Source organism: Paenarthrobacter sp. AB444 (genome assembly GCF_028736865.1).
Classification (GTDB): domain Bacteria; phylum Actinomycetota; class Actinomycetes; order Actinomycetales; family Micrococcaceae; genus Arthrobacter; species Arthrobacter nicotinovorans_B.
This window is the reverse complement of sequence record NZ_JAQZBY010000001.1, coordinates 312,947-336,190: the sequence shown is the minus strand read 5'-3', so window position 1 is coordinate 336,190 and position 23,244 is coordinate 312,947. Positions and strand designations below refer to the sequence as shown.

Below are 23,244 nucleotides of genomic sequence, written 5' to 3'. Positions count from 1 at the left end.
CATGATCGTCCTGATACCGGCGTACGAGCCGGACCAAAAGCTCATTTCCCTTGTCCGCGACCTTCGGGACGCCGATCCATGGATCACCATCGTTGTGGTTGATGACGGTTCCGGCCCCGCCTTCCAGGAGGTGTTCGACGGCGTTACCCGCCTCGGGTGCCACGTGCTCAGTTACGCCGTGAACGGCGGAAAGGGGCACGCCCTTAAAAGGGGATTCGCGTTCATCGCCGGGCGGTTCCCCGGCCATGACGTGGTGTGTGCCGACAGCGACGGCCAGCACGGCGTGGCCGACATTCTGGCTGTCGCTGACCGTGTACGGCGCGTGAGCGCTTCGATGGTCCTGGGTTGCCGGACATTCTCCGGCGATGTCCCGGCCAGAAGCAGATTCGGCAACACGGTAACGCGTTGGCTGTTCCGCCTGGCGACAGGGCAGCGCGTCCCGGACACCCAGACAGGACTACGGGGCTACCGGGCGGACATGGTGCCGTGGCTTCTCACTGTCCCCGGTCACCGCTACGAGTACGAACTGAACCTGCTGTTGGAGGCCAAGCGAGCGGGCTACGGGATAGACACCGTGGAGATCGCCACCGTGTACCTGGACCACAACTCGGGATCCCATTTCAGGCCCGTGGCCGACTCGGTCCGGATCTACGCGCCCTTGCTGAAGTTCCTGGGATCATCGTTCTCGGCCTTCCTGGTGGACACGGTGCTGTTCCTTGTCCTGAGCGCTCTCACGGATTCCCTCTTGCTCGCGGTGGTTGGCGCCAGGGCTATCAGCGCAGCCGTGAATTTCATGGTGAACCGCAGCCTGGTCTTTGAACACGGCAAAGAAAAATCCCTACGTTCCGCGATCACCGGCTACGTGGCTTTGGTGCTGGTCCTGCTCACGGCCAATTACGGCATCATGTGGACGCTGACATCCCTCGCTGTGCCCGAGCTGCCGGCCAAGCTCGCCACGGAGCTGACGCTGCTCGGTGTGAGCTACGCCGTCCAACAGCGCTTCCTCTTTGCGGGAAGGGTCCGGACCGCACAATCGGCACCCGCGAGCGCAAGCCGCACCGCCGCCGTCGAAAGTCATATCCCAGCCTTGGCCCCGGCACAGTTTCAGCACAGCAGCACCGGGAATCGTAGAGACCAGCCCACCAACAGATTCCGGAGTATCCGATGAACACCATCATCCTCATGGCGGCTGACCTCGCTGCCATCACAGTACTTACCCTCGCCCTCTACCTTCGTCGGCACCGGCGCCGTGACCTGGTGGTGTCCTACCTGGGCATGAACGTCGGAGTCCTGGCTGTTGCTACGGCATTGTCCGGCTCAGCTGCCGGCGTCGGACTTGGCCTGGGGCTCTTCGGTGTGCTCTCGATCATCCGTCTCCGCTCTACGGAGCTGGCCCAGCACGAGGTGGCCTACTACTTCTCCGCCCTTGCCCTGGGCTTGATTGCCGGCATTGGAGTGGAGCCGCTGTGGCTCACGTTGTCCCTCATGGCCCTGGTCCTGCTGGTCATGTTCATTGGAGACAACCCCGCAGTCCTTCCCGCCTACCGCCACCAAACCGTGGTCCTGGACCGCGCCATCACTGATGAGAACGAACTCACCACACGGCTGGAAGAGGTCCTCAACGGCACCGTCCATTCGGCCACCGTCCAGGAGCTGGACCTGGTCAACGACAAGACGGTCGTGGATGTTCGCTACGCGGTCCGGCCACGGCGGCCACAGCAGACGGGGCTTGGCTTCGACACCCCCGCCGGAGCGCTGGCCCCCGCCCCGCAGGAGCTTCCGGGCCGAACCACCGAACGGCAGGAACGTACCCCGGCTGGTCTCGCATGAGCCGCCCCGACGCCGGACCGGTGGTCCCGCACCTGGCCCAGCTACCCGCCGTCGGGCTCGAAGAGCTCACCACGGAAGCTGCGTTGCTGACCCGGGTGGACCGCAAGTATCTGGTGCCCTCGGCCACGGCCCGCCGCATCTTCGCAAGCTTCAGCACCGATACCCGGGTGCTGGAGATGGACGGGAGAAGAACCTTCGAATACGACTCGGTGTACTTCGATACCCCGGCGCTGGACAGCTATATGTTGGCGGCCCACGGCAGGCGCCGCCGGTTCAAGGTACGGACGCGGACCTACGTGGACAGCGGTGTGAGCTTCCTCGAAGTGAAGACCGAAGGAGCCCGCGAAGCCACGGTCAAGGAACGGATTCCGTATGAACCCCGTGACCGGGACAGGCTGACGGAAGAGGGACTGGCGTACGTCAATGAAACGCTTGCGGCGGCGATCGGGGATGTCGAATTCGGTCCGCTGGAACCGGTTCTGTCCACCCGCTATGACCGCACCACCCTGTACCTCCCCGGATCCGGAAGCCGCGCCACGATCGATACGGGCGTCACCTGGCAGCGGCCCGACGGCACACCGTGGGTCCTGGACAACGCCGTAGTGGTCGAAACGAAATCCGGCTCAGCCCCGGGGCCCTTGGACAAGCATCTCTGGGCCCACGGAGTCCGCCCCTGCAGGATCTCCAAGTTCGCCACCGGCATGGCAGCCCTCCACCCCGAACTCCCGGCAAACCGCTGGAACCAGACACTCCGCCGACGCCTGCCATTGCGGCCGGCCAACTGACCGCCCACCCTTCCCACAGTTTAGGAACACACCATGCGCTCCCTCCGAACCAGCCTGTCCGTCGCCGCCGTCGCCCTCGCAATGTCGCTGGCCGGCTGCTCAACAGCAGCGAATACGTCAGCCGCCACGGGCAACACATCGTCCGTTCAGCAGGTGGTCACCGCGGACACCATCGCCGAAAGTACCCACTTCGACAGCGACGACCTCACGTGGGACGCCGCGTCCGAGGTGAAAGTCAGCCTGTCCGACGGCGGCAGTAACGTAACGTCGTCGTCCTCCACGGGAGTAGCTGTGGACGGCAATACGGTGACCATCAGTGCGGCCGGCACCTACCGCTTGAGCGGCTCATTGACCGACGGCAGGATCGTGGTTGCCGCCGGTGATTCGGACACCGTGCGGATCATCCTCGACGGCGTGGAGTTGGCTAACTCAACAGGTTCGCCGTTTGTGGTGCAAAGCGCCGACGAGGCAATCCTGTACCTGCAGGACGGCACCAGCAACACCTTGACTGACGCCGCCACCTATACAGACCAGGGCGAGGACGCGCCCAACGCCGCCCTCTACTCCATGGCCGACCTGACCATCGCGGGGTCAGGCTCCCTGAGCGTCAACGGAAAGTACAAGGACGGCATTGTCTCCAAGGACGGGCTGGTCCTGGCCTCGGGCAATGTCAGCGTGGAGGCGGCGGACGACGGAATCCGCGGCAAGGACTACCTCGCGCTGCTGGACGGCAAGTATGACGTGACTGCCGCCGACGACGGCGTGAAATCCGACAACGATACCGACGAAGGCCGCGGCTGGTTGCTGGTCAGTGGCGGGATGCTGGACGTCAAAGCCGGCGACGACGGAGTGAAGGCATACAACACGCTCACCATCTCCGGTGGAACCGTCGGGGTGTCCCGGTCCGAGGAAGGGCTGGAAGCCCAGCACATCGTGATTTCGGGCGGTAACACGACGGTGACGTCCAACGATGACGGCGTTAACGCTGCGGGAGGCGCATCATCTTCCGGTGGCGACACCAGCGGCATGGGCGGCCCGGGCGGAGGCATGGGCGGGGGCTCCATGGAGGTCGGGGACTACACCGTGGATGTCTCCGGCGGAACACTCACCATCAACTCCGAAGGTGATGGCCTTGACTCCAACGGCAGCGCCACCATCTCCGGCGGCACAGTCGTGGTCAACGGACCCACCAACGACGGCAACGGTGCACTGGACGTGAACGGCGACCTGACCGTCACCGGCGGAACCGTCGCAGCGTCCGGCAGTGCAGGCATGGCAGTCACGCCCGGGACAACGTCCACCCAGTCAGGCGTCCAGCTGACGTTCAACTCGAACGTGGCTGCCGACACGCCGATCCACATTGTCGACTCCTCCGGCAAGGTAGTGGCCACCTTCGTGACCACGAAGACCATCGCCTCACTCGTCTACTCGTCGTCGGCAATCGTGGACGGCCAGAGCTATACGATCTACACCGGCGGCACAGCAGATGCCAAGGCGGGCCTGACTACTGGTTCGATTGACGGAGCAGAATCCATGGGTACGGTGACCGCAGGCCAGTACACGCAATCGCAAGGCCCAGGCGGGCGCCGGTAGGTCCCGGGGGAGTCCGTCCTTGGCAACAGGATGGGGTGGGCTCCTCCACATGGTTGGATGGACAGAGGAACTGGCCGCGGCAGCGCCGATCTCGAACGAGCTGCGCTGGTCCCCTCAAGGCGTAGGACTTTTTACCATCAATGAGATGATCGACTTCATCAGTTCCAGCATCATCAGGGCATTGCCGTCGTGGCAGGACAACCCGGAGCTCCGGACCGCCATGATCGACCTCCAGGAACGGAGCTTCTTCACCTTCAACTGATCCGGCCGGGGCTTTCACGAGGGCACGAAAAAGGCGCGCCCCGTTCGCTGAGCGCGCCTTTCCCGCAAACCTCGGTCAGTGCTTGAAAGCGTCCTTGACCTTTTCGCCGGCCTGCTTCACATCGCCCTTGGCTTGATCTGCCTGGCCTTCAGCCTTCAGGCTCTCGTCGCCAGTGGCGTTGCCGGCAGCTTCCTTGCCCTTGCCGCCGGCCTTTTCGGCAGCGTTCTCAATCTTGTCGCCCAGTCCCATGGTGTTCCTCCTCTGGTTGGCAGCCGTTCGCATTCGGCCTGCCTTCATACTAAGCATGCTTAGTATCCGGTTGGCAAGTCTTGGAGGCAGGTGTCAAGGGCACCCAACCGGCTCTGATGTACTACTTGGCAGCTGAATTGCCCGGTTCCAGGGTGTACTGCTTCGGCAGCTTCAGGCCCCGCTCCGCCACGACTTCCCGCAGCATGTCCGGGTAATCGGTGATGATGCCGTCGACGCCGTCGTCCATGAGCTTGCGCATGGTCGGCTTGTCATCGACGGTCCACGGGATGACTTGCATGCCCTTGGCGTGGGCACGATTCACCATGTCGGCTGTCACGTAGGGGAGATAGCCGGGATCCGTGACGGTGCCGTTCTGCGGTGTGCCGTGGACAGGCGAGACGGCGTCAAAGCCCAGGGAAGCGGCAGCGTCCACCAGGTCCCCGCCAAAGTCGTCAGCGTCGATGCCGCCCAGCCAAGGCGACTTGCCCGGCTGTCCGGCCTGGAGGAAGTCCTTGTTCGTCAGGGCCACAGTGCGGATGCCTGGTTGGCGTTCCTTCACCAGGCGCAGCGAACCCCAGTCGAAGCTTTCGATGGAAACCCGTTCAGCCATGTGTGCAGCGTTGATTTCGCGCAGGGCCACATCGACGAACTGTTCACGCGGGGCCGTCTGTTCCGGGGCACCGGCCTCTACCTTCGTCTCAATATTGAACTTGACCTGGCTGGCCCGGTAGCGGCTGGCCAGGTCGAAGACCTCTGCCAGGGTTGGCATCTTGGCGCCGGGAGAAGCTTGCTGTCCCGAGAACTGAGGCAGCGTTTGGGACCCGCAGTCCAGGCTTCGGACCTGGGCGAAGGTGAGGTCCTTGATGTACTTGCCGACGTAGGGGTAGGAAGGGTCGCCCGGGGCAACGGGTGCGGTGTCCTTGCACTTTTGGCCGCTGATCTTCCGGTCATGCGTGATGACCTCGCGGCCGTCCTTGGTGATCTGCAGGTCCATCTCCAGGGTGCTGACCCCTGTCTCGATGCCCTTGGCGAAGGAAGCCAACGTGGACTCGACGGTCAGTCCGATGCCGCCACGGTGTGCCTGCACGTCGAAATGATTGTCGGTGCCGTTGGGGTTGGTGTCCGCAGCCTGGGCCGGGAGGGGTGTTCCCAAAGCGAGGCCTGCGGTGATGGCAGCCGCGGTCAGCAGCTTTGCGTATGCGTCGCCATGTCGGATAATTCTGTGTTTTGCCTGGAAATGCGGCATGGGGGATCCAGTCTTTCGTCTGTGAAGGGGGGCGCTGTGAAGCGCCCTCCAAGTGTTACTGACTGGTAATTAACGCCCGGGGGTGGCTTTGTGAACACGAAGTGACGAGCAGGCGGCTCTATCCGAAGTCGGTCGTATGCTAGTCGGATTCAGTACGCTTCAGTGCCGCCCAGGCCTGGAAACCGCCAACGAGGTCCGTCGCACGGGGCAGCCCCAGCCGTTGCAAAGTGTGCGCGGCAAGGCTGGAACTGTAGCCCTCGTTGCAGACAATCACGATCCGCCGGGATGCGTCGCCGGCGGTTGGGATGCGGTGGGGGCTGGAGGGATCGAGCCGCCATTCGAGAACGTTCCGGTCAATGACGACCGCCCCAGGAAGCTCGCCGTCGCGCTCCCGTTGCTCCACTGGCCGAGTGTCGACAATCAGGGCGCCGCCTTCCATCTCCCGCTCCAGGTCCGCCGGTTGAACACGCTGCAGCCCGACGCGGCTCTCAGCCAGCAGCTGGTCGATCGTCAGGAACCCAGGGCCGCCGTCGGTGCTGTCCCGCTGCGTCATGATGGTCCTCCCTATGGCTGCCAATTCGTCGGTCCTTCCACCATTAAACGAAAGAAATGCGGCCAGCGGTGGTACTTCCCGGGAACGGCGCCCAGGCGCCCGTCACCATAGAGGAAGCCGACGACGGCGGCCGCGCACCCGCCGTCGTCCATCCGTCACCGCCGGGGACGACACGTGCCGGTGGTCCTGTTGCTGCCGACGTAATTTGGGTTATGCTCCACAAATGGCGCCGCGAAGTTTTCTTCAATGGCCGGTCGTCCGTCAACTGAGTACGGGCGACCTCTTGGGCCGCGGGCCGGCGGTGACGTCGGCCAAGACCAAGGCAACGACCCCGCGAACAGCTACTGCCGACCGTGTGGTGCAAAGCGTCTGTCCGTACTGCGCCGTTGGGTGTGGACAGCGGGTTTACGTCAAGGACGAGAAAGTCATCCAGATTGAGGGCGATCCGGATTCGCCGATCTCCCGCGGCCGCTTGTGTCCCAAAGGCTCAGCCAGCGAACAGCTGGTTAACTCTCCCGGCCGCCAGACCAAAGTGCTCTACCGTGCGCCGAAGTCCACCGAATGGGAGCACCTGGACCTCGGCACCGCCGTCGAGATGATCGCGGACAGGTTCATCGAGACGCGCCGCCGGACATGGCAACAGCACGACGACCAAGGCCGGCTGCTGCGCCGGACCATGGGCATAGCCTCTTTGGGCGGTGCCACCTTGGACAACGAGGAAAACTACCTCATCAAGAAGCTGTTCACAGCTGCAGGGGCGGTGCAGGTAGAGAACCAAGCCCGCATATGACACTCCGCCACGGTTCCCAGTTTGGGAGCCTCCTTTGGACGCGGCGGTGCTACACAATCGCTGCAGGACATGGCCAACGCGGACTGCATCGTTATCCAGGGTTCCAATATGGCCGAGTGCCATCCTGTCGGCTATCAGTGGGTTGCCGAGGCCAAGGCCCGTGGAGCCAAGGTCATCCACGTTGATCCACGGTTTACGCGGACTTCGGCCGTCTCGGACAAGCACATCCCCATCCGGGCCGGTTCCGATGTGGTACTTCTCGGTGCCCTGATCAACTACGTCCTCTCCAACGACCTCTGGTTCAAGGAGTACGTCAGCGCCTACACCAACGCCGCCACATTGGTGCACCACGATTACCGGGACGCCGAGGACCTCGGTGGGCTGTTCTCCGGCTTCGATCCGGAGAGGGGCGCGTACGACATGTCCTCATGGGCATATTCCGAACGGGGCGATGGAACCATTGACGAACCGGGCGGCGGCTCCGAACACGGTGCCGATGCGACCGACCGGGCCGCGGGCCACGCGTATGGCAGTGGTGGTCCGCCCCTGGAGCATGCGGAGGTTGAGCGCGATGACACTTTGCAGGATCCTCGGACCGTCTTCCAGATCGTGAAGCGGCACTATGCCCGGTACACAGCTGACATGGTGCAGGACGTGTGCGGCATCAGCGTGGCGGACTTTGAGTATTTGGCCCGTACCATCACGGAAAACTCGGGACGCGACCGGACCACCTGCTTCGCCTACGCCGTCGGTTGGACACAGCACTCGCTGGGCGCGCAGTTCATTCGTGCCGCCGCCATCCTGCAACTGCTGCTGGGAAACATGGGGCGCCCGGGCGGTGGAATCATGGCCCTGCGCGGGCATGCCAGCATCCAGGGCTCCACGGACATTCCCACCCTGTTCAACCTGCTTCCCGGTTACCTGCCAATGCCCAGTGCAGGCCGCCACGACACCCTCGCTGAATATTTGGCAACCATCGGATCGAAGCAGCAGAAGGGCTACTGGGCCAACGCCGACGCGTACACCATCAGCCTGCTCAAGGCCTGGTGGGGAGAGACCGCGAGCGCGGACAACGACTGGGCGTACGACTACCTGCCCCGGCTGACCGGAGCACATGGAACCTACGAGACTGTCATGGGCATGCTCGAGGACGAAGTGGAAGGCTACTTCGTGCTCGGACAGAATCCGGCAGTGGGCTCGGCCCACGGGCGCATGCAGCGCTTGGCCATGGCGCATTTGAAGTGGATGGTGGTTCGCGATCTGAACCTCATTGAGTCGGCGACCTGGTGGAAGGACAGCCCCGAGATCGAATCCGGGGAGCTGCGGACCGAGGACATTGAAACAGAAGTGTTCTTCCTGCCGGCAGCAACACATGTGGAGAAGGCAGGGTCCTTCACACAGACCCAGCGGCTGCTTCAGTGGCGGCACCAGGCTGTGGCGCCGCCAGGGGAGTGCCAAAGCGAGCTTCAGTTCTTCTTCGAGCTCGGCCAACGGATCCGGGAGAAGCTTGCCGGTTCCGACGACGAACGGGACCGGCCGCTGCTCGACCTGACCTGGGACTATCCCACGGACGAACACGGCGACCCTGACGCGGAGGCAGTACTGGCTGAGATCAACGGCCGTCATCTCGTCGGGCCCGACGCCGGAGAACCCCTCTCCGCCTACACCGAACTTCGTGCCGACGGTTCCACGGCCGCAGGTTGCTGGATCTACACCGGTGTGTACGCTGACGGCGTCAACCATGCCGCCAACCGGAAACCGGGCCAGGAACAGGGGCCGGCCGCTTCGGAATGGGGTTGGGCATGGCCGGCGAACCGCAGGATCCTTTACAACCGCGCGTCGGCGGACCCCGCTGGTAAACCGTGGAGCGAGCGCAAGAGATACATCTGGTGGGATCAGGACCAGGGCAAATGGATCGGCGACGATGTTCCCGACTTCCCGCTCGACCGTGCCCCGGGCAGCCATCCTGATCCCTCCGTGGGGGGTCCCGAAGCCCTGGGCGGTGACGATCCCTTCATCATGCAGGCCGACGGCAAGGGCTGGCTGTTTGCGCCCAAAGGACTGTTGGATGGGCCGTTGCCCACCCACTACGAGGCCCAGGAATCGCCGGTGGCCAATGCGCTCTACCCGCAGCAGCAAAACCCCGCGCGGCTGGTATTCCCCCGCGCCGATAACCCCAGTGCCCCGAGCGCGGGAACATCCGGAGCGGAGGTCTACCCCTACGTTTTCACCACCTACCGCCTCACCGAGCACCATACGGCGGGCGGGATGAGCCGGTGGTTGCCGTACCTGTCCGAACTCCAACCGGAAATGTTCTGCGAGGTCTCACCTGAATTGGCGGCTGAACGGGGGCTGGAGCCGTACGGCTGGGCCACGATCATTTCGCCGCGCTCCGCCATCGAGGCGAAGGTGCTTGTCACCGACCGGATGGCGCCGCTGAAAGTCGGCGGCCACACGGTGCACCAGATCGGGCTGCCCTACCACTGGGGCGTCGGCAGCAACGCCGTTGTAAGCGGTGATGCGGCCAACGACCTCCTGGGCGTAACCCTTGATCCGAACGTTCAGATCCAGGAATCGAAGGTTGCCTCCTGCGACATCCGTCCGGGCCGTCGGCCGCGCGGAGAGGACCTTCTTGCCTTGGTTGCCGAGTACCGGCAGCGTGCCGGAGTGACCATCGCGACCGGCAACGCCGCCGTCACCGACCCGGAGGCTGAAGGCATTGACCCTGCTACCGAAACGACGTTGGAGGACTAGATGGGCCAGTTGTCCGGACCGACAGACCCCACCACCGATGCCCACTGGGAGCACAACCATCCCCGCAAGGGGTTCTTCACCGACACTTCCATCTGCATCGGCTGCAAGGCTTGCGAAGTCGCCTGCAAGGAGTGGAACCACAATCCGCAGGACGGAAACCTCGAACTGCTCGGATCGTCCTATGACAACACCGGATCACTTGGCGCCAACACCTGGCGGCATGTCGCCTTCATCGAGCAGGGACAGGATCGCATCGTCGAAGCGCGGAAATCAGGCCGCGCGCTGGTCAACCTGGGGATGCCCCGCATCGGGCCTCCGACGCCGGCAGCGGGAGCCGACTCTGATCTCACCGAGGCGGACACCACCCCGCCGGACACTGCAGATTTCCGATGGCTGATGTCTTCCGATGTATGCAAGCACTGCACGCACGCCGGTTGCCTTGATGTCTGCCCCACCGGAGCCCTGTTCCGCACTGAATTCGGGACTGTGGTGGTGCAGGACGATGTCTGCAACGGCTGTGGAACCTGCGTGGCGGGGTGCCCGTTCGGAGTCATCGAACGCCGAAGCAACGGCACGGTCAAAGTGGCAACCAACAGGGACGACCAGCACGCCGGACAGCCCACGGTACCCAATGCAGGCGTCGCCCAGAAATGCACCCTGTGCTACGACCGGCTGGTCGACGACGAGACGCCCGCCTGTGCCAAGGCATGCCCGACGACCTCCATAAAGTTCGGCGACCACGACCACATGGTGGAGACGGCCAAGGAGCGAGTGGCCGAGCTGCATTCCAAAGGCCTGACGGAAGCCAGGCTGTACGGCGCCAACGAAAACGACGGCGTTGGCGGGACAGGATCGGTCTTCCTGTTACTGGACGAACCTGAAGTCTATGGACTTCCGCCGGACCCCCGGGTGCCCACGGCTGATCTGCCGAAGATGTACCGCAAGGCCGGCTTGGCCGTAGCGGGTATGGCGGCGGCGGCTGTGGTGGCCTTCCTGGGAGGACGCGCATGACGCTCTCGGAATTCGACAATGTGCGGCCGGCAGAGCCTGCCCGCCGACGGCGTCAGGACGCCAAACCAGGCACGCGCCGCCGTCGGGACAATGGGGACGGCTCACGGGAAATGCCCATGGTTCCTGAGGCGGAGTTCACCTCCTACTATGGGCGTCCGGTGGTCAAGCCAGCCCCTTGGGGTGAGGACGTTGCACTCTACCTGTTCCTTGGCGGCGTCGCCGGGGGTTCTGCGCTGCTTGGCCTTGGTGGGCAACTGACTGGACGCCCGATGCTGCGCCGGAATGCCCGGCTGGGTGCTCTGGCTGCAATCAGTGTCGGTGCCGGGGCGCTGGTGAAGGACCTGGGCAGGCCCGAGCGCTTCTTGAACATGCTGCGGACCTTCAAAGTGACTTCGCCGATGAGCGTTGGTTCCTGGATCCTCAGTGCGTTCAGCGCGGGTACGGCCATCACGGCGGCAGCGGAGATTGACAGATTGACCGGGTCCACGCTGCCTTTGGGTCCGTTACGGAAGGTCCTGCGGGCCCTCGAGGGACCAGCCGGGTTTGAGGCGGCAGCCTTTGCAGGTCCGCTGGCGGCGTACACGGCCGTCCTGCTGGGTGACACCGCCACACCAACGTGGAACGCTGCGCACGAGGAATTGCCGTTTGTCTTCGTGAGTTCGGCCTGCCTTGCCTCGGCCGGACTTGCCATGGTCACCACACCAGTAGAGGAGGCAGGTCCTGCCCGGAAGCTCGCCGTATTGGGCGTTCTGGGTGATGTGGCAGCCATGAAGGTGATGGAACGCCGGATGGACCCGGTAGCGGCCGAGCCACTGCACTTGGGCAAAGCCGGGACAATGCTCACCTGGAGCGAGCGGCTGGCGGTCGGCGGCGGGCTCGGCGCATTGCTGGCCGGGCGCAACCGCGCGGTAGCAGCGGCTTCGGGGCTCGCGTTGCTGGCCGCCTCGGCCCTTACACGGTTCGGGGTGTTCGAGGCGGGCCTGGCCTCGGCACGGGATCCGCGCTACACGATCGAACCGCAAAAGAACCGCTTGGCTGCCCGGCGTGCTGCCGGATTGACCAACGACGCCATCACTACCGGCAGCTGAAACCGCCGCCCTAGCGGACCTCGATTCCTTGGCCAGCGGTGGTGTGGCCGATCACCGGGTACCCCGGCAGCTCTCCGATCACCAACAGGCCACCTGAAGTCTGTGCGTCCGCCAGAAGCAGCAGATCGTCCTCGGTGATGCCGGGCGCCGACACCACATGCGGCTGAACCCATTCGAGGTTGCGTCGCGTGCCGCCGGATACAAAGCCGTCCCGCAGTGCTTCCAGGGCACCATCGAGGAGTGGCACCGCTTTCAAATCGATCACCGCGCCAACGCCGGAGGCGCGGAGCATCTTGTGCAGATGGCCGAGCAAACCGAAACCTGTCACATCGGTGGCGGCCCGAAGACCCGCGGCCACCGCCGCTTCGGACGCTTCGCGGTTCAGGGCTGCCATCGTCTCTACCGCTTCAGCGAAAACCTCACCGGTCTTCTTGTGGCGGTTGTTGAGGAGTCCGACGCCGAGTGGCTTGGTCAGGGTGATGGGCAACCCGGGCTGCGCGGCGTCGTTGCGGAGCAGTCTGTCCGGATGTCCGACGCCGGTCACCGCCATACCGTACTTGGGCTCGGGATCGTCGATGGAATGCCCGCCCAGCACGGGACACCCCGCTTGGGACGCGACACTCAGGCCCCCGCGGAGTACTTCGGTCATCAATTCCATCGGCAGAACGCCCCGGGGCCAGCCGACCAAGTTGATGGCCGCGACGGGCTGCCCACCCATGGCATAGATGTCCGATAGGGCGTTCGCAGCTGCAATCCGGCCCCAGTCGAAGGCGTCGTTGACCACCGGGGTGAAGAAATCAGCAGTGGACAGGACCGCCAGATCGTTGCGCACGAGGACCGCTGCCGCGTCGTCGCCATTGTCCAGGCCGACCAGGACCTTCGCATCCGGCTGGCCGATCAGCCCGCGCACCGCATCTTCGAGTTCTCCAGGCGGGATCTTGCAGGCGCAGCCTCCGCCGTGCGCGTAGTCGGTCAGACGGATCGCGGGCTCGGGGGCACCATCGGATTCGGTGATTGTTGCCTGGGTCTCATTCATCAGTTCAGGGTAACCCCCAAAAGCAACCTGCTATATTGAGGCGCGGTGGCGTCCGGGTCCTGGTGGGCCCCCCGGTCTTCAAAACCGGTGAGGCCGAGCATCTCGGCCTGGCGGGTTCGATTCCCGTCCGCCACCGCCAAGCACCGGCGTGCAGAAGCCGTGAGACGAGGAGGGGCTGTGGACAAGGTCGATCCCCGCCGGCTGATTCCCCGCACTGACGACCTCCTGGCGCTGCCGGCAGTCCTGGAAGCGCGCACACGAATGAGCGAGCACCTGATCCGCGCTCTCGTCCGGGACATCCAGGACCAGGCCCGGCGAGGCGAGCTCCCTCCCGACCACGTGGTGCCTTCGCTGCAGGCCGCCGTCGCTGAGCACCAGTCGACGAGCCTTCGACCTGTCCTCAACGCCACCGGCGTCATCGTCCATACGAACCTCGGCCGCGCCCCTCTTTCGGCTGACGCCGTCGGCGCTGTGGTTGCCGCCAGCGGTTACGTGGACGTGGAGCTCGACCTGGCCAGTGGCGGCCGGTCCCGCCGCGGAGCGGGGGCCAGGGCCGCGTTGCTCCGTGCCTGCCCCGCCGCTGAGGAGGCCTTGGTGGTCAATAACGGAGCGGCGGCGCTGGTCCTTGCCACCACAGCCCTGGCCTCCGGCCGGGAGGTGGTGGTCAGCCGTGGGGAGTTTGTTGAGATCGGTGCCGGTTTCCGTCTGTCCGACCTGATCGAGTCCACAGGTGCCAGGCTTCGCGAGGTGGGCACCACCAACAGGACCCACTTGCGCGACTACGAGAACGCCCTTGGCCCGGACACTGGTTGCGTCCTCAAGGTCCACCCGAGCAATTTCCGGGTTGAGGGCTTCACGTCGGCGGTGGCGCTCGAGGAGCTGAGTCCTGTGACCGCGGCAAACTCTGTACCGCTCGTTGCGGACCTCGGCAGCGGGCTCTTGGCCCCCGACCCCCACCTGCCCGATGAACCCGATGTTGCCTCAGCCCTGGCGGGAGGGGCCGACGTCGTTATCGCCAGCGGTGACAAACTGCTGGGCGGTCCCCAAGCCGGTTTGCTGCTCGGGCGCAAGGAGATCATCGAACGCCTGGCCCGCCACCCCCTAGCCCGTGCCGTGCGCGCGGACAAACTTGCGCTCGCTGCCCTTGAGGCGACTCTTGCGGGCGGACCGCCACCGGTCGTGCAGGCGCTTCATGCCGACGTCGGGCAGTTGCGTCGCCGCACGGACGAGCTGGCAGAAGCGCTCGGTGTACCCGTCGTGGCACACGACGGCCGGGTTGGCGGAGGGGGTGCGCCCGGTGTTCCCCTGCCGGGGTGGGCACTGCAGCTTCCTGAGGATCTGGCAGTTCATTTGCGCAACGGACATCCCGCTGTCTTGCCGCGTGTCCACGACGGCTCGTGCCTCATTGACCTTCGCTGCGTTCCTGCTGCGGATGACCACCGGATTCTTGCGGCAGTGCAGCAGGCGCTCACGCTCCGGGCTGGACACGTTCCAGCCGGGTCGGACTGAGCAGTGCACGTCGTTGCCACCGCCGGGCACGTCGATTCCGGCAAGAGCACCCTGGTCCGTGCCCTCACCGGCATGGAGCCGGACCGCTGGGAAGAGGAACGCCGCCGCGGGCTGACCATTGACCTGGGCTATGCATGGACCACGTTGCCGTCCGGCCAGGATGTGGCGTTTGTGGACGTGCCCGGACACGAACGATTCCTGGGGAACATGCTTGCCGGCATCGGACCGGCGCCGGTGGTCTGCTTCGTCGTTGCCGCCGACGAAGGATGGCAGGCGCAATCAAGCGACCACCGGGACGCGGTGGCTGCCCTCGGCATCGAGTACGGGGTTGTAGTCCTCAGCCGTGCGGACAGGGCATCGGGCCCGAGGACCGCTGAGGTGCTCGCGCGGACCCGGACCGAGCTGGCTGGGACCGGTCTGAAAGACGCGCCCGCAGTAACCGTCTCCGCCGTCGACGGGACTGGGCTGGATGAGTTGCGTTCGGCCTTGGGCGATGTCCTCGCGCGCGTCCCTGCCCCCACGCTGACCGGGCGCGTTCGCTTGTGGGTGGACCGCTCCTTCACCATTACCGGTTCAGGAACAGTGGTGACCGGAACGCTGGCTGCAGGCACGCTCACCCAAGGGGAGCGGCTGGAGTTGCTCGGTCATGATACTTCCCGGCCCGTCACCGTACGCGGCCTCCAGAGCCGTGATACGGCCTGTGCCGCGGTAGAGCCGGTCAGCCGGGTGGCATTAAACCTTCGCGACGTCGCCGCAGCGGATGTCCGGCGTGGAGACGCCCTGGTTACTCCCGGCGCGTGGCCCACCACCGCAGTTCTCGGCATCAGGCGGACCACGGGAGTGGCCTATACGGAAGTGCCGGAGCAGCTCACGGCGCATGTCGGCACTGCGTCGGTGCCCGCACGCTTACGTCCGTTCGGTGTTGACCACGCCCGCCTCGTCCTCGACAGAAGCCTGCCCCTGGTTCCCGGAGACCGGTTGGTGCTGCGGGACCCGGGAAGCCGCTCGGTGCTGGGCGGTGCGCTTGTCCTCGACGCCGATCCGCCTGCCCTGCGGCGACGCGGCGATGGCGGCCGCTGGGCGAAACGGCTTACGGGCATGGATCCCGGCGGCGACGTACTCGGCGAGGTTTCAGCCCGCGGCGCGGTCCACGTAGGTCAGTTGCTCAAGCTTGGACTCCTGGCAGGGCCCGGCCCGGACGCTCCGGCCGGCGTTAGTGTCATCGAGGATTGGTGGGTACACGTGCCGGTCCTCGAGGCATGGCAGCATCGCTTGCACACTGCAGTCCAGGATCTGCAGGAACGCGATCCCTTGGCCCCCGGTCTTTCCATGGGCGCTGCACAGGACCTGCTCAAGCTGCCCGACAGAAAGCTCCTTCCGCACGTCATCCGAGGGGCCGCCTTGGAACAGGATGGCGGCCATGTTCTGCTGCCGGGCAGCCACGGCAATCTTGGCCCCATCGAGCCGTCCATTGCCACGTTGGAGGGGAGGCTGAAAACTGAGGCATTCCGGGCCCCCGAAGCCGATGAGCTGGCAGTACTGGGGCTCGGTGCCCGGGAACTCGCTGCTGCCGAACGCGCGGGTCGCGTACTGCGGCTGCGCGACGGGGTGGTGCTGCTGCCAACCGCGCCGGCCCTTGCAATGCGAACCCTCGACAGCCTTGACCAGCCATTCACCACGAGCCAAGCACGACAGGCACTCAACACAACACGCCGGGTTGCGGTTCCGTTGCTGGAATATCTCGATTCCCGTGGCTGGACCAACCGCTTGGATGCCGGCCACCGGACAGTCGTGCGCTGACCTCCGGACTTCGGAATGGGTAGGACTCCGCGTCCTAGGAAGAACAGGGGCAGGAAAACCTGCTGACCATGCCCCGCGATGTGCGTATCGTCAACTCCAACAGGACCACCTCGATGAGAGAACTGAGGAGAGCTATGCAATACCGCACACTGGGCAACAGCGGCGCCGTCGTATCGAACTATGCGCTCGGAACCATGACGTTCGGGGCTGAAGCCACCGAGGAGACGTCCCGCGCGATCCTTGATGACTATGTTGCCGCAGGCGGCAACTTCATCGACACAGCGGATGTATACAGTGCCGGCGTATCGGAGGAAATCATCGGACGCTGGCTCTCGGACCGGCCGGATCAAAGGGACAAGGTTGTACTGGCCACCAAGGGGCGCTTCCCGATGGGCCAGGCTCCCAACGATGTAGGCACCTCCCGCCGCCACTTGACCAAAGCCCTGGACGATTCCCTCCGCCGCCTCGGAGTGGAGCAGATTGATCTCTACCAAATGCATGCCTGGGACCCCATCACGCCACTGGAGGAGACACTCCGATTCCTCCACGACTCAGTCACCAGCGGCAAGATCGCCTACTACGGATTCTCGAACTTCCTGGGATGGCAGGTGACCAAGGCGGTTCACTTGGCCAAAGCCCATGGTTGGAGTGCGCCCGTCACCCTGCAGCCGCAGTACAGCCTGCTGGTGCGTGAGATCGAGTGGGAGGTCGTCCCGGCGTCCCTGGATGCGGGCGTGGGTCTGCTGCCGTGGTCGCCCCTGGGCGGCGGCTGGCTCTCCGGCAAGTACAAGCGGGACGAACCGCCCGTTGGCGCAACCCGGCTCGGTGAGAATCCAACCCGGGGTATGGAAGCATGGCAAGCCCGTAATGACGACCCCCGTACGTGGGACATCATCGAATCAGTGGAAAAGATTGCGGCTGACCATGGCGCGAGTGCCTCGCAGGTAGCGCTGGCATGGCTGGCGGACAGGCCGGCGGTAACATCCGTGATCCTTGGTGCCCGCAGTGTGGAGCAACTGGCAGACAACCTTGCTGCTGCAGAGCTTGAACTCACCCCTGGGGAAACCGATCTCCTCACCCAGGTGAGCCAGCCACGTGCAGGGGTATATCCCTACGGGCCCATGGCAATCCAGCAACGCAGCCGCAAGATCGAGGGCGGCAGGTAGTCTCACAAGCCGAATGCAGACGGCGCCTGCCCAAGGCAGGCGCCGTCTGTCGTGAGGCGGTTGTGAATGCCAGCAGTATTACTGCTTCAGCTGGCCGCCTCCGGCTCTCCGAGGGACAGCATCAGCCGGTTCGCCCAGTTGAAGAAGGCTGCGCCATGAATCACATCCGAGATTTCCAAGGCATCCAGGCCGGCATCCTCCAGGGCCTGGAGGTGGCCGGCGTTGAGCCGCGATGGAGTGTGGGCGAGAGCGGCGGCGGCAGCAGTGATGGCATTCCATCGCGGGCCGAGGTCCGCCGAGGTGCCGTCGTCGAGAAGGCGCTGGACGTCGTCGTGCCGTTCTGAGTAGTGGGACGCGAACCGCGAGTGGACCGATGCGCAGAAAACGCAGCCGTTCTCCCGTGACGTGGCCGTCGCTGCGAGCTCGCGCTCGGCCCGGGGGAGACCTTCCTTGGTGTTGTAGAAGATGTCCTTGTCTGTCCTCGTCCTGGCGCCGAGGATGTCAGGGTCGCGGGCCAGCAGTCGGAAGTAGTCGCTCGAGGCGCGCGACACGTCAGGTCACTGCGGTTCACGAATTCGATGCAAAGTTCTGGCGCCGGCATTGTCCCGAGTGACGATCGACGCGCAGGATCTCCCAAACTCAAACACGCTGTGCGTCGGGGTAGGCATGTGCGGCGCAGGAAGGACAGGAATTCACCGCCGAATGCGTGCATTCAAGGACGTGGTCCAGGAGCGCCTTCGTGGCTTCGAGGCTTGAGATCTGTGTTTCGAGCCGCTCGCGATGGTCGGCCACGAGCGCTGCACGGGCCGGGCCCGTGGTGCGCGAGAGGATTGTGATCTCAGCGAGGGACATACCCGCCGACTGGCAAAGCCGGGGCAGCCGCGCCTCTGCGACAGACTGGGTGTCGTATTCGCGGTGCCCGTTCGGCAACCGTTTCGGAATGACTGCTCCGACTTCTTCCCAATGTCGCAGGACATGGGTTGGAACGCCTATGATCCGGGCCGCATCGCCTATCCGCATATGGGCTCCCGTCTTGACTTCAGGTTGACCTGAGCCTCTAGCGTCTCACGCATGCATAACTTTCTGTCCAATAAAGGGACGGCCTTGTGGACGACGGAACGATCGATTGGCGGGATGGGGATCCGGCCAGTGAGGCAAACGATGATGGGCATGGCTGGACTTCTTGCGATGCCATTTCGGCAGGTATGGCCGCGCAGGCGCGACGACGGTGAGCTCAGCGGACTGGTCAACGCCGGCCTCCCTTCAGGAACGGAGGCGAGAAGTTCCAGCGTTCGCCATCGCCGAAGGGGTATACCGCCCGCGGACACTTGAGAGTGTGTTGACGAGCTACGTGATCCGACATCGCGACGCGACAGTGCTTGTCGACCCAGCCCTTTGTGTCGACGCTGACCATCGAATCATGCCGGAGCTGCCTTGGATGCTCCGAGGAGCTGTGAGACCCATGGCCTCTGCGCTGTCCACGACATCGGCCCTGCACTGGGCGGGAATCACGCCGCGCGACATTGACTTCGCACTGGCCACTCATTTGCACTGGGACCACGTGAGCGGTCTGCTTGACCTGCCGGACCTCCCGCTGGCTGTGCATTCAGTCGAGCATGATTGGATCACTCACGGGAGGCAGGCGCCGGCCGGTGGAGTGCGATCGGTGATGAGGGGGCGTCGCATAGACAGGTTCGACTTGGGGGGTCCGCCAGTGTTGACGTTTGAGCATAGTCATGACCTCTTCGGCGACGGATCTGTGCTTCTGGTTGGCCTGCCGGGGCACACTCCGGGCAGCGTGGGCGTACTGCTGCGAACCCGGACTGGTCTCGTCCTCCTGGCGGGGGACGCGGCGTGGCACGGAACCCAGATTGAGCGGCTTCGCCAGAAGGCCCCCTTTCCAGGACTTCTTGTCGACGCGAATCGGACGGAGGCATTTCACACCTTGCATCGGCTGCACTCGATCAAGGACCGCGTGCTCATCATCCCCGCCCATGACCCGGGACATCATGCGAAGCTGGCACGCTAAACCGCGCCTAGTCTGTTTTGCAAGCGAGTGACCGTGAGCCTTGCCACCTTATTTTGAGTAGCTCAGAATAAGAAGTTAGACTTGAGTACAGGCCAGAGCAGCCCTTGACTACCGCACCGGTGAACACTCCCGGGCCGGCAGGGCGAGCGCCACAATCCGCATCCCTTCCGCTTGAGCGGTACTGGAGTCCCTAACTGGCCATGATCCTGAATCCCAAGGAGTATCAATGACTTTGCTTGCCGAACGCCCCGTAACCATCGAAACCACCCCTGAGAGCGTTACCGAGGTTGGTGCCGTCAACACCGAATCGCACGGTGGCAGCTACGTGACTCTGCCCGCGGGTATCCCGGAGGCGGTTACAGAAGGCTCCTATGTCACCATCCCGGGCAGCCGAAACCTGCCGGCTGTCGCCCGTGGCAGCTACGTGACGGTGCCCAATGCCGCCGTCGTTGCCAACCGGGCCGTTGAAGGTCGCTACGTCACGCTTTCGACGGCAGCCTAGGGCTCTTGCTGCTCAACTGACCCACTCTTGTTTGATCGCTAGGCTGGCAGTATGCGAAACGATTTCAGCCCTTCGGCCACGTCCGCCCGTGACTTTTACCGGCTCTTGACCGCAGTGGTGGTGCCCCGGCCGATCGCATGGGTTTCGACCGTCTCTCCGGCAGGAACCGACAATGTTGCACCCCATTCCTTCTTCACCGTTGCATCAACCAATCCGCCGATTGTGCAGTTCACGTCGGTGGGTGAGAAGGATTCGCTGCGCAATATCATCGCGTCGGAAGAATTCGTCATCAACCTCGCTCCGGCGACGCTGTTGGAAGAGGTCAACGCAACTGGAACCAATTTCCCGCCGCAGGTCAGTGAGTTCGATGCCGTAGGGCTGACTCGTGAGCCGAGCCTGACGGTGGCAGTGCCGCGCGTCAAGGAATCGCCGGCGGTGCTTGAATGCCGGCTCCATTCCGTGCTGCCGATCGGGGACTCGACGGTGGTTTTTGGCGAGGTAACGCATGCTGCCGTGAGTAGTGCTGTGCTGGATGGCAGTCACCCGCGGATCGACCTGCTCGAGCCACTGGCCAGGTTGGGGCTGGACGAGTGGGGAACACTCGGAGCCGTCCGTAGCCGTAGCCGCATCCGGCTCGGGGACTGGCCGGGAGATTTTGCTCCCAAGGGCTAGGGCCGGCAGGCAGCCAATCCGAGGCAAACAAAAGGGACGCCCCAAGCGGGACGTCCCTTTTGCTTTAACCTGTAGCTCTTAGCCAATGCCGAGCTGTACGAACAAGAACCAGGCCAGAAGCGGTACAACGCCTATCATTGCGATGGCCCACAGCAACAGCGCACGGAAGAACATCCGCTCGTCTTTCGGCTGGGCGCTGGCCATCAGCAAGGCTCCGCTGGTGGACATCGGGCTGACGTCAACCACGGAGGAACTGATGGCGATGGCCGTCACCACGCCCACAGGAGTGAGCAGAGGGTCCATGGCGATGGGGGCAACCACGGGGCTGATGACGCCCAGGGTCCCCGTGGTGGAGGCGAAGGCTGAAACGATTGCCACCACGTAGCTGGCGATCAACGCCGCGAGGGAACTGTTGCCCAGACCGGCGATGCCTTCCTGAAGTTCTTTCAGCGCGCCCATTTTCTCCAGCATGCCCACGTAGGTGACGATGCCGGTGACGAGGATGATGGCTGACCATGGCATGCTTTCCAGCGCCGGCTTCTGCACGTTGGAGTCGAGGATGATCAGGACCCCGGCGATGACCAGCGAGGCTACTCCCACATCCATGCCCAGGACAGTGGTGAGAACCAGCAGGGACGCAATGCCCGCAAGTGTGAGAATCCGCATGGGGGTGGCGGCTACCTTGACCGGGGCGGATCCGCTGGCATGTTGCCCAGCAACGGAAGTGCGCGCCGGGGCCGTAAGCACGGCTGTGCCCGATCCTCCCACGCCATCGGTCGCCGGGGAGGCGGGTCCGCCGTCGTAATGTATGGCAGTGTCCCCGCCGAGCCGCGCCGCCGTCTTCGTGGCCCGGCGCTTCATGATGGCCTGGACCAGAACATAGGCGATGACGGCCAGGACGGCGTTGAAGATGAAGCAGTACGCATACAGCTTCAATGAATCGTCAGCGGCCCCGGCTGCGTCCAACATCTTGTTGCCAAGGACGCCGAAGGGGTTGACGGGGGAGAAGGCGCCGGCATTGGCGCCTTGGACGATCACCAGGCCCATGGCCAGGGTGCTGATGCCGAACCGCATGCCCAGAGCCAGGCCAACCGGAGCGACGATGGCGATGGCGGCTGGCGTGAAGGCGCCGGCCGAGGCCAAGGCTGCCGTCAGCAGGAACATGAGGATGGGAACCAGGACTTTGCGGTTGCCGGCGAGCCGTTCAGCCCAGTAGGCGAGCAGGTCGATAGTGCCGTTGATCCGTACGATGGCGAAGAGCAGGGTGGCGCCCACCAGGATGAAGAAAAGTCCGGCCGGGAACTGCCCGATGACATCCTTGACCGACATCCCAGCCAGGAGGGTACCCACGCCGAACGCAGCTATGGTGGCCAGAAGTCCGGCGTTGATCTTGGTGAACGAGCCGACGGCGAAAGCCGCTACGAGCACCAGGAAGGCGATGAGTGAGAGCGACATTTGCCCGCCGCCTACGCCTTCGCCGCGGCGAGCACCCCGGCGCCGGACAGCAGGCTGCCCGCTCCGCTGATGGCCGGTTTGTGGCCCAGTGCCTTGAGAATCTCGTACGTAGTGGCCGTAGCTGCCGTGATGACAGGGAGTCCCAGCTCGTCCTCGACTGCCTGGACGGCGGCGAGGGAGGGCATCTGGACGCAGGCGGACAGGACGACGGCGTCGGCGCCTTCGCGCTGCAGGCTGCGGGCCAGTGCGGGCAGGTTTTGCGGGTCAAGGCAACCGACTTCAAGATTGTCCGCTACTTCGAGGCTGATGGCGTCCAGCACCGTGATGCCCGATCCTTCGATGTAGTCCACCACCATCTTGGTCAGTGGCTTCATGTACGGGGTGATCATGGCGACCCTGTTGGCGCCGATTTCATGCAGGGTTCGGACCAAGGCGCCTGCGCTGCTCGTAACCGGGGCCGGGTGCCCGTTGCCGGAGGCAGCGTCAGCAATGACCCTTTCGGAACCCTTATGCGCTTCGGGACCTTGAGCCATGACGGCGACGAGGCAGGCGTAGGCGATGACATCCACATCGGCGTCGGAAACTGCTTCGGCGCACTGGGCTGCCGTGCCCACCATGGCAAGCAGTTCTTCCTTGGTGACCTTTTTCATGCCGGCGCGGGCGGAGTGGAAGGTGTACTTGTGCCCGGTCGCCTCGGCTTGGCGCCGGAACAACTCCGGCAATTCCGTCTCCATGGTCGTGTTGGAGCTGGGGACGATCAGTCCCACGCGGCTGCTACCAGGGCGCTTGGTCTCAGGGGCCGTTTCGCAGGTGCTGGCGGTGATGGTGCTCATGGAATCTCCACATCATTGTGCTGGGGGCGAGTAAAACCCATAAGGTGGGTTCGCATCTCATAATGTGGGTCACATTGCGGT

22 protein-coding genes and 1 tRNA gene are annotated in these 23,244 nt (G+C 64.4%); 15 read left to right on the top strand and 8 right to left on the bottom strand.

Annotated elements, in window-relative coordinates; translation table 11 throughout:
- Position 1 precedes the first annotated feature (1 nt).
- From PQ627_RS01530 to PQ627_RS01510, 5 genes are read left to right on the top strand one after another with little or no spacing between them, the layout of a single operon-like run.
- Positions 2-1,168: a bifunctional glycosyltransferase family 2/GtrA family protein gene (locus tag PQ627_RS01530; RefSeq protein ID WP_274258057.1), complete on the top strand. Its 1,167-nt coding sequence runs from the start codon at positions 2-4 to the stop codon at positions 1,166-1,168.
- Positions 1,165-1,830, top strand: a complete 666-nt coding sequence (locus tag PQ627_RS01525) for a DUF4956 domain-containing protein (protein ID WP_274258056.1) — start codon at positions 1,165-1,167, stop codon at positions 1,828-1,830. The genes PQ627_RS01530 and PQ627_RS01525 overlap by 4 nt, the downstream gene beginning before the upstream one ends.
- The gene (locus PQ627_RS01520) at positions 1,827-2,615 is read left to right on the top strand and encodes a polyphosphate polymerase domain-containing protein (protein ID WP_274258055.1); all 789 of its coding nucleotides are present in this window, start codon (positions 1,827-1,829) and stop codon (positions 2,613-2,615) included. The genes PQ627_RS01525 and PQ627_RS01520 overlap by 4 nt, the downstream gene beginning before the upstream one ends.
- 33 nt (positions 2,616-2,648) lie before the next feature.
- Entirely contained in the window at positions 2,649-4,208 is a 1,560-nt protein-coding gene (locus PQ627_RS01515) for a carbohydrate-binding domain-containing protein (RefSeq protein WP_274258054.1), read from the top strand.
- Between the two features lie 49 nt (positions 4,209-4,257).
- Positions 4,258-4,470, top strand: a complete 213-nt coding sequence (locus PQ627_RS01510) for a hypothetical protein (RefSeq protein ID WP_274258053.1) — start codon at positions 4,258-4,260, stop codon at positions 4,468-4,470.
- Between the two features lie 75 nt (positions 4,471-4,545).
- Here PQ627_RS01510 and PQ627_RS01505 read toward each other — a convergent pair whose 3' ends face one another.
- The 3 genes from PQ627_RS01505 to PQ627_RS01495 form a co-directional block, all read right to left on the bottom strand.
- Complete coding sequence (locus PQ627_RS01505) at positions 4,546-4,719, bottom strand: CsbD family protein (RefSeq protein ID WP_144658635.1); 174 nt, start codon at positions 4,717-4,719, stop codon at positions 4,546-4,548.
- A 121-nt stretch (positions 4,720-4,840) separates the two neighbouring features.
- A complete protein-coding gene (locus tag PQ627_RS01500) occupies positions 4,841-5,965 on the bottom strand; it encodes a glycerophosphodiester phosphodiesterase (RefSeq protein ID WP_274258052.1) in 1,125 nt (374 codons plus the stop codon).
- Between the two features lie 139 nt (positions 5,966-6,104).
- Positions 6,105-6,518 (bottom strand): rhodanese-like domain-containing protein, encoded by a 414-nt coding sequence (locus PQ627_RS01495; RefSeq protein WP_274258051.1) that lies wholly within the window; start codon positions 6,516-6,518, stop codon positions 6,105-6,107.
- Between the two features lie 223 nt (positions 6,519-6,741).
- Between PQ627_RS01495 and fdh the strand changes: the two genes are divergently transcribed.
- Genes fdh through nrfD form a run of 3 tightly spaced genes read left to right on the top strand, consistent with a single transcriptional unit; the run spans position 6,742 to position 12,161 of the window.
- Positions 6,742-10,062, top strand: a complete 3,321-nt coding sequence (gene fdh / locus PQ627_RS01490) for a formate dehydrogenase (RefSeq protein ID WP_274258050.1) — start codon at positions 6,742-6,744, stop codon at positions 10,060-10,062.
- Positions 10,063-11,073, top strand: a complete 1,011-nt coding sequence (locus PQ627_RS01485; RefSeq protein ID WP_274258049.1) for a 4Fe-4S dicluster domain-containing protein — start codon at positions 10,063-10,065, stop codon at positions 11,071-11,073. It begins immediately after the preceding gene.
- Positions 11,070-12,161 (top strand): NrfD/PsrC family molybdoenzyme membrane anchor subunit, encoded by a 1,092-nt coding sequence (gene nrfD / locus PQ627_RS01480; protein ID WP_274258048.1) that lies wholly within the window; start codon positions 11,070-11,072, stop codon positions 12,159-12,161. Before PQ627_RS01485 ends, nrfD begins: the two co-directional genes overlap by 4 nt.
- 10 nt (positions 12,162-12,171) lie before the next feature.
- On the opposite strand, the gene selD is transcribed toward nrfD, so the two are convergent.
- Entirely contained in the window at positions 12,172-13,197 is a 1,026-nt protein-coding gene (gene selD, locus PQ627_RS01475) for a selenide, water dikinase SelD (RefSeq protein WP_274258047.1), read from the bottom strand.
- A gap of 44 nt (positions 13,198-13,241) precedes the next feature.
- On the opposite strand from selD, the gene PQ627_RS01470 reads away from it, so the two are divergent.
- The 4 genes from PQ627_RS01470 (at position 13,242) to PQ627_RS01455 (ending at position 17,672) form a co-directional block, all read left to right on the top strand.
- Positions 13,242-13,336: transfer RNA gene (locus PQ627_RS01470), tRNA-Sec, on the top strand.
- Between the two features lie 38 nt (positions 13,337-13,374).
- Positions 13,375-14,706, top strand: a complete 1,332-nt coding sequence (gene selA, locus PQ627_RS01465; RefSeq protein ID WP_274258046.1) for an L-seryl-tRNA(Sec) selenium transferase — start codon at positions 13,375-13,377, stop codon at positions 14,704-14,706.
- Between the two features lie 3 nt (positions 14,707-14,709).
- A complete protein-coding gene (selB, locus tag PQ627_RS01460) occupies positions 14,710-16,506 on the top strand; it encodes a selenocysteine-specific translation elongation factor (protein WP_274258045.1) in 1,797 nt (598 codons plus the stop codon).
- Between the two features lie 134 nt (positions 16,507-16,640).
- Positions 16,641-17,672 carry an aldo/keto reductase gene (locus tag PQ627_RS01455; RefSeq protein WP_274258044.1) on the top strand — a complete coding sequence of 344 codons (1,032 nt, stop codon included), beginning with the start codon at positions 16,641-16,643 and terminating at the stop codon, positions 17,670-17,672.
- Between the two features lie 86 nt (positions 17,673-17,758).
- On the opposite strand, the gene PQ627_RS01450 is transcribed toward PQ627_RS01455, so the two are convergent.
- Together PQ627_RS01450 and PQ627_RS01445 are read right to left on the bottom strand one after the other, a co-directional pair.
- Positions 17,759-18,223: an alkylhydroperoxidase domain protein gene (locus tag PQ627_RS01450; RefSeq protein ID WP_337993518.1), complete on the bottom strand. Its 465-nt coding sequence runs from the start codon at positions 18,221-18,223 to the stop codon at positions 17,759-17,761.
- Between the two features lie 88 nt (positions 18,224-18,311).
- On the bottom strand, positions 18,312-18,692 hold the full coding sequence (locus tag PQ627_RS01445; RefSeq protein ID WP_274258043.1) for a MerR family transcriptional regulator: 381 nt from the start codon (positions 18,690-18,692) through the stop codon (positions 18,312-18,314).
- A gap of 208 nt (positions 18,693-18,900) precedes the next feature.
- On the opposite strand from PQ627_RS01445, the gene PQ627_RS19955 reads away from it, so the two are divergent.
- The 3 genes from PQ627_RS19955 to PQ627_RS01435 all read left to right on the top strand — a co-directional run bounded on the left by PQ627_RS19955 (position 18,901) and on the right by PQ627_RS01435 (position 20,875).
- Positions 18,901-19,701 carry an MBL fold metallo-hydrolase gene (locus PQ627_RS19955; protein WP_443192731.1) on the top strand — a complete coding sequence of 267 codons (801 nt, stop codon included), beginning with the start codon at positions 18,901-18,903 and terminating at the stop codon, positions 19,699-19,701.
- Between the two features lie 226 nt (positions 19,702-19,927).
- Positions 19,928-20,203: a hypothetical protein gene (locus PQ627_RS01440; protein ID WP_274258042.1), complete on the top strand. Its 276-nt coding sequence runs from the start codon at positions 19,928-19,930 to the stop codon at positions 20,201-20,203.
- A gap of 51 nt (positions 20,204-20,254) precedes the next feature.
- Entirely contained in the window at positions 20,255-20,875 is a 621-nt protein-coding gene (locus tag PQ627_RS01435; RefSeq protein ID WP_274258041.1) for a flavin reductase family protein, read from the top strand.
- 78 nt (positions 20,876-20,953) lie between these two features.
- Here the strand turns inward: PQ627_RS01435 and PQ627_RS01430 are convergent, their stop codons facing one another.
- Both PQ627_RS01430 and PQ627_RS01425 read right to left on the bottom strand, forming a co-directional pair.
- Positions 20,954-22,330 carry an SLC13 family permease gene (locus PQ627_RS01430; protein ID WP_274258040.1) on the bottom strand — a complete coding sequence of 459 codons (1,377 nt, stop codon included), beginning with the start codon at positions 22,328-22,330 and terminating at the stop codon, positions 20,954-20,956.
- A gap of 11 nt (positions 22,331-22,341) precedes the next feature.
- The gene (locus PQ627_RS01425) at positions 22,342-23,163 is read right to left on the bottom strand and encodes a maleate cis-trans isomerase family protein (protein ID WP_274258039.1); all 822 of its coding nucleotides are present in this window, start codon (positions 23,161-23,163) and stop codon (positions 22,342-22,344) included.
- Between the last annotated feature and the right edge of the window lie 81 nt (positions 23,164-23,244).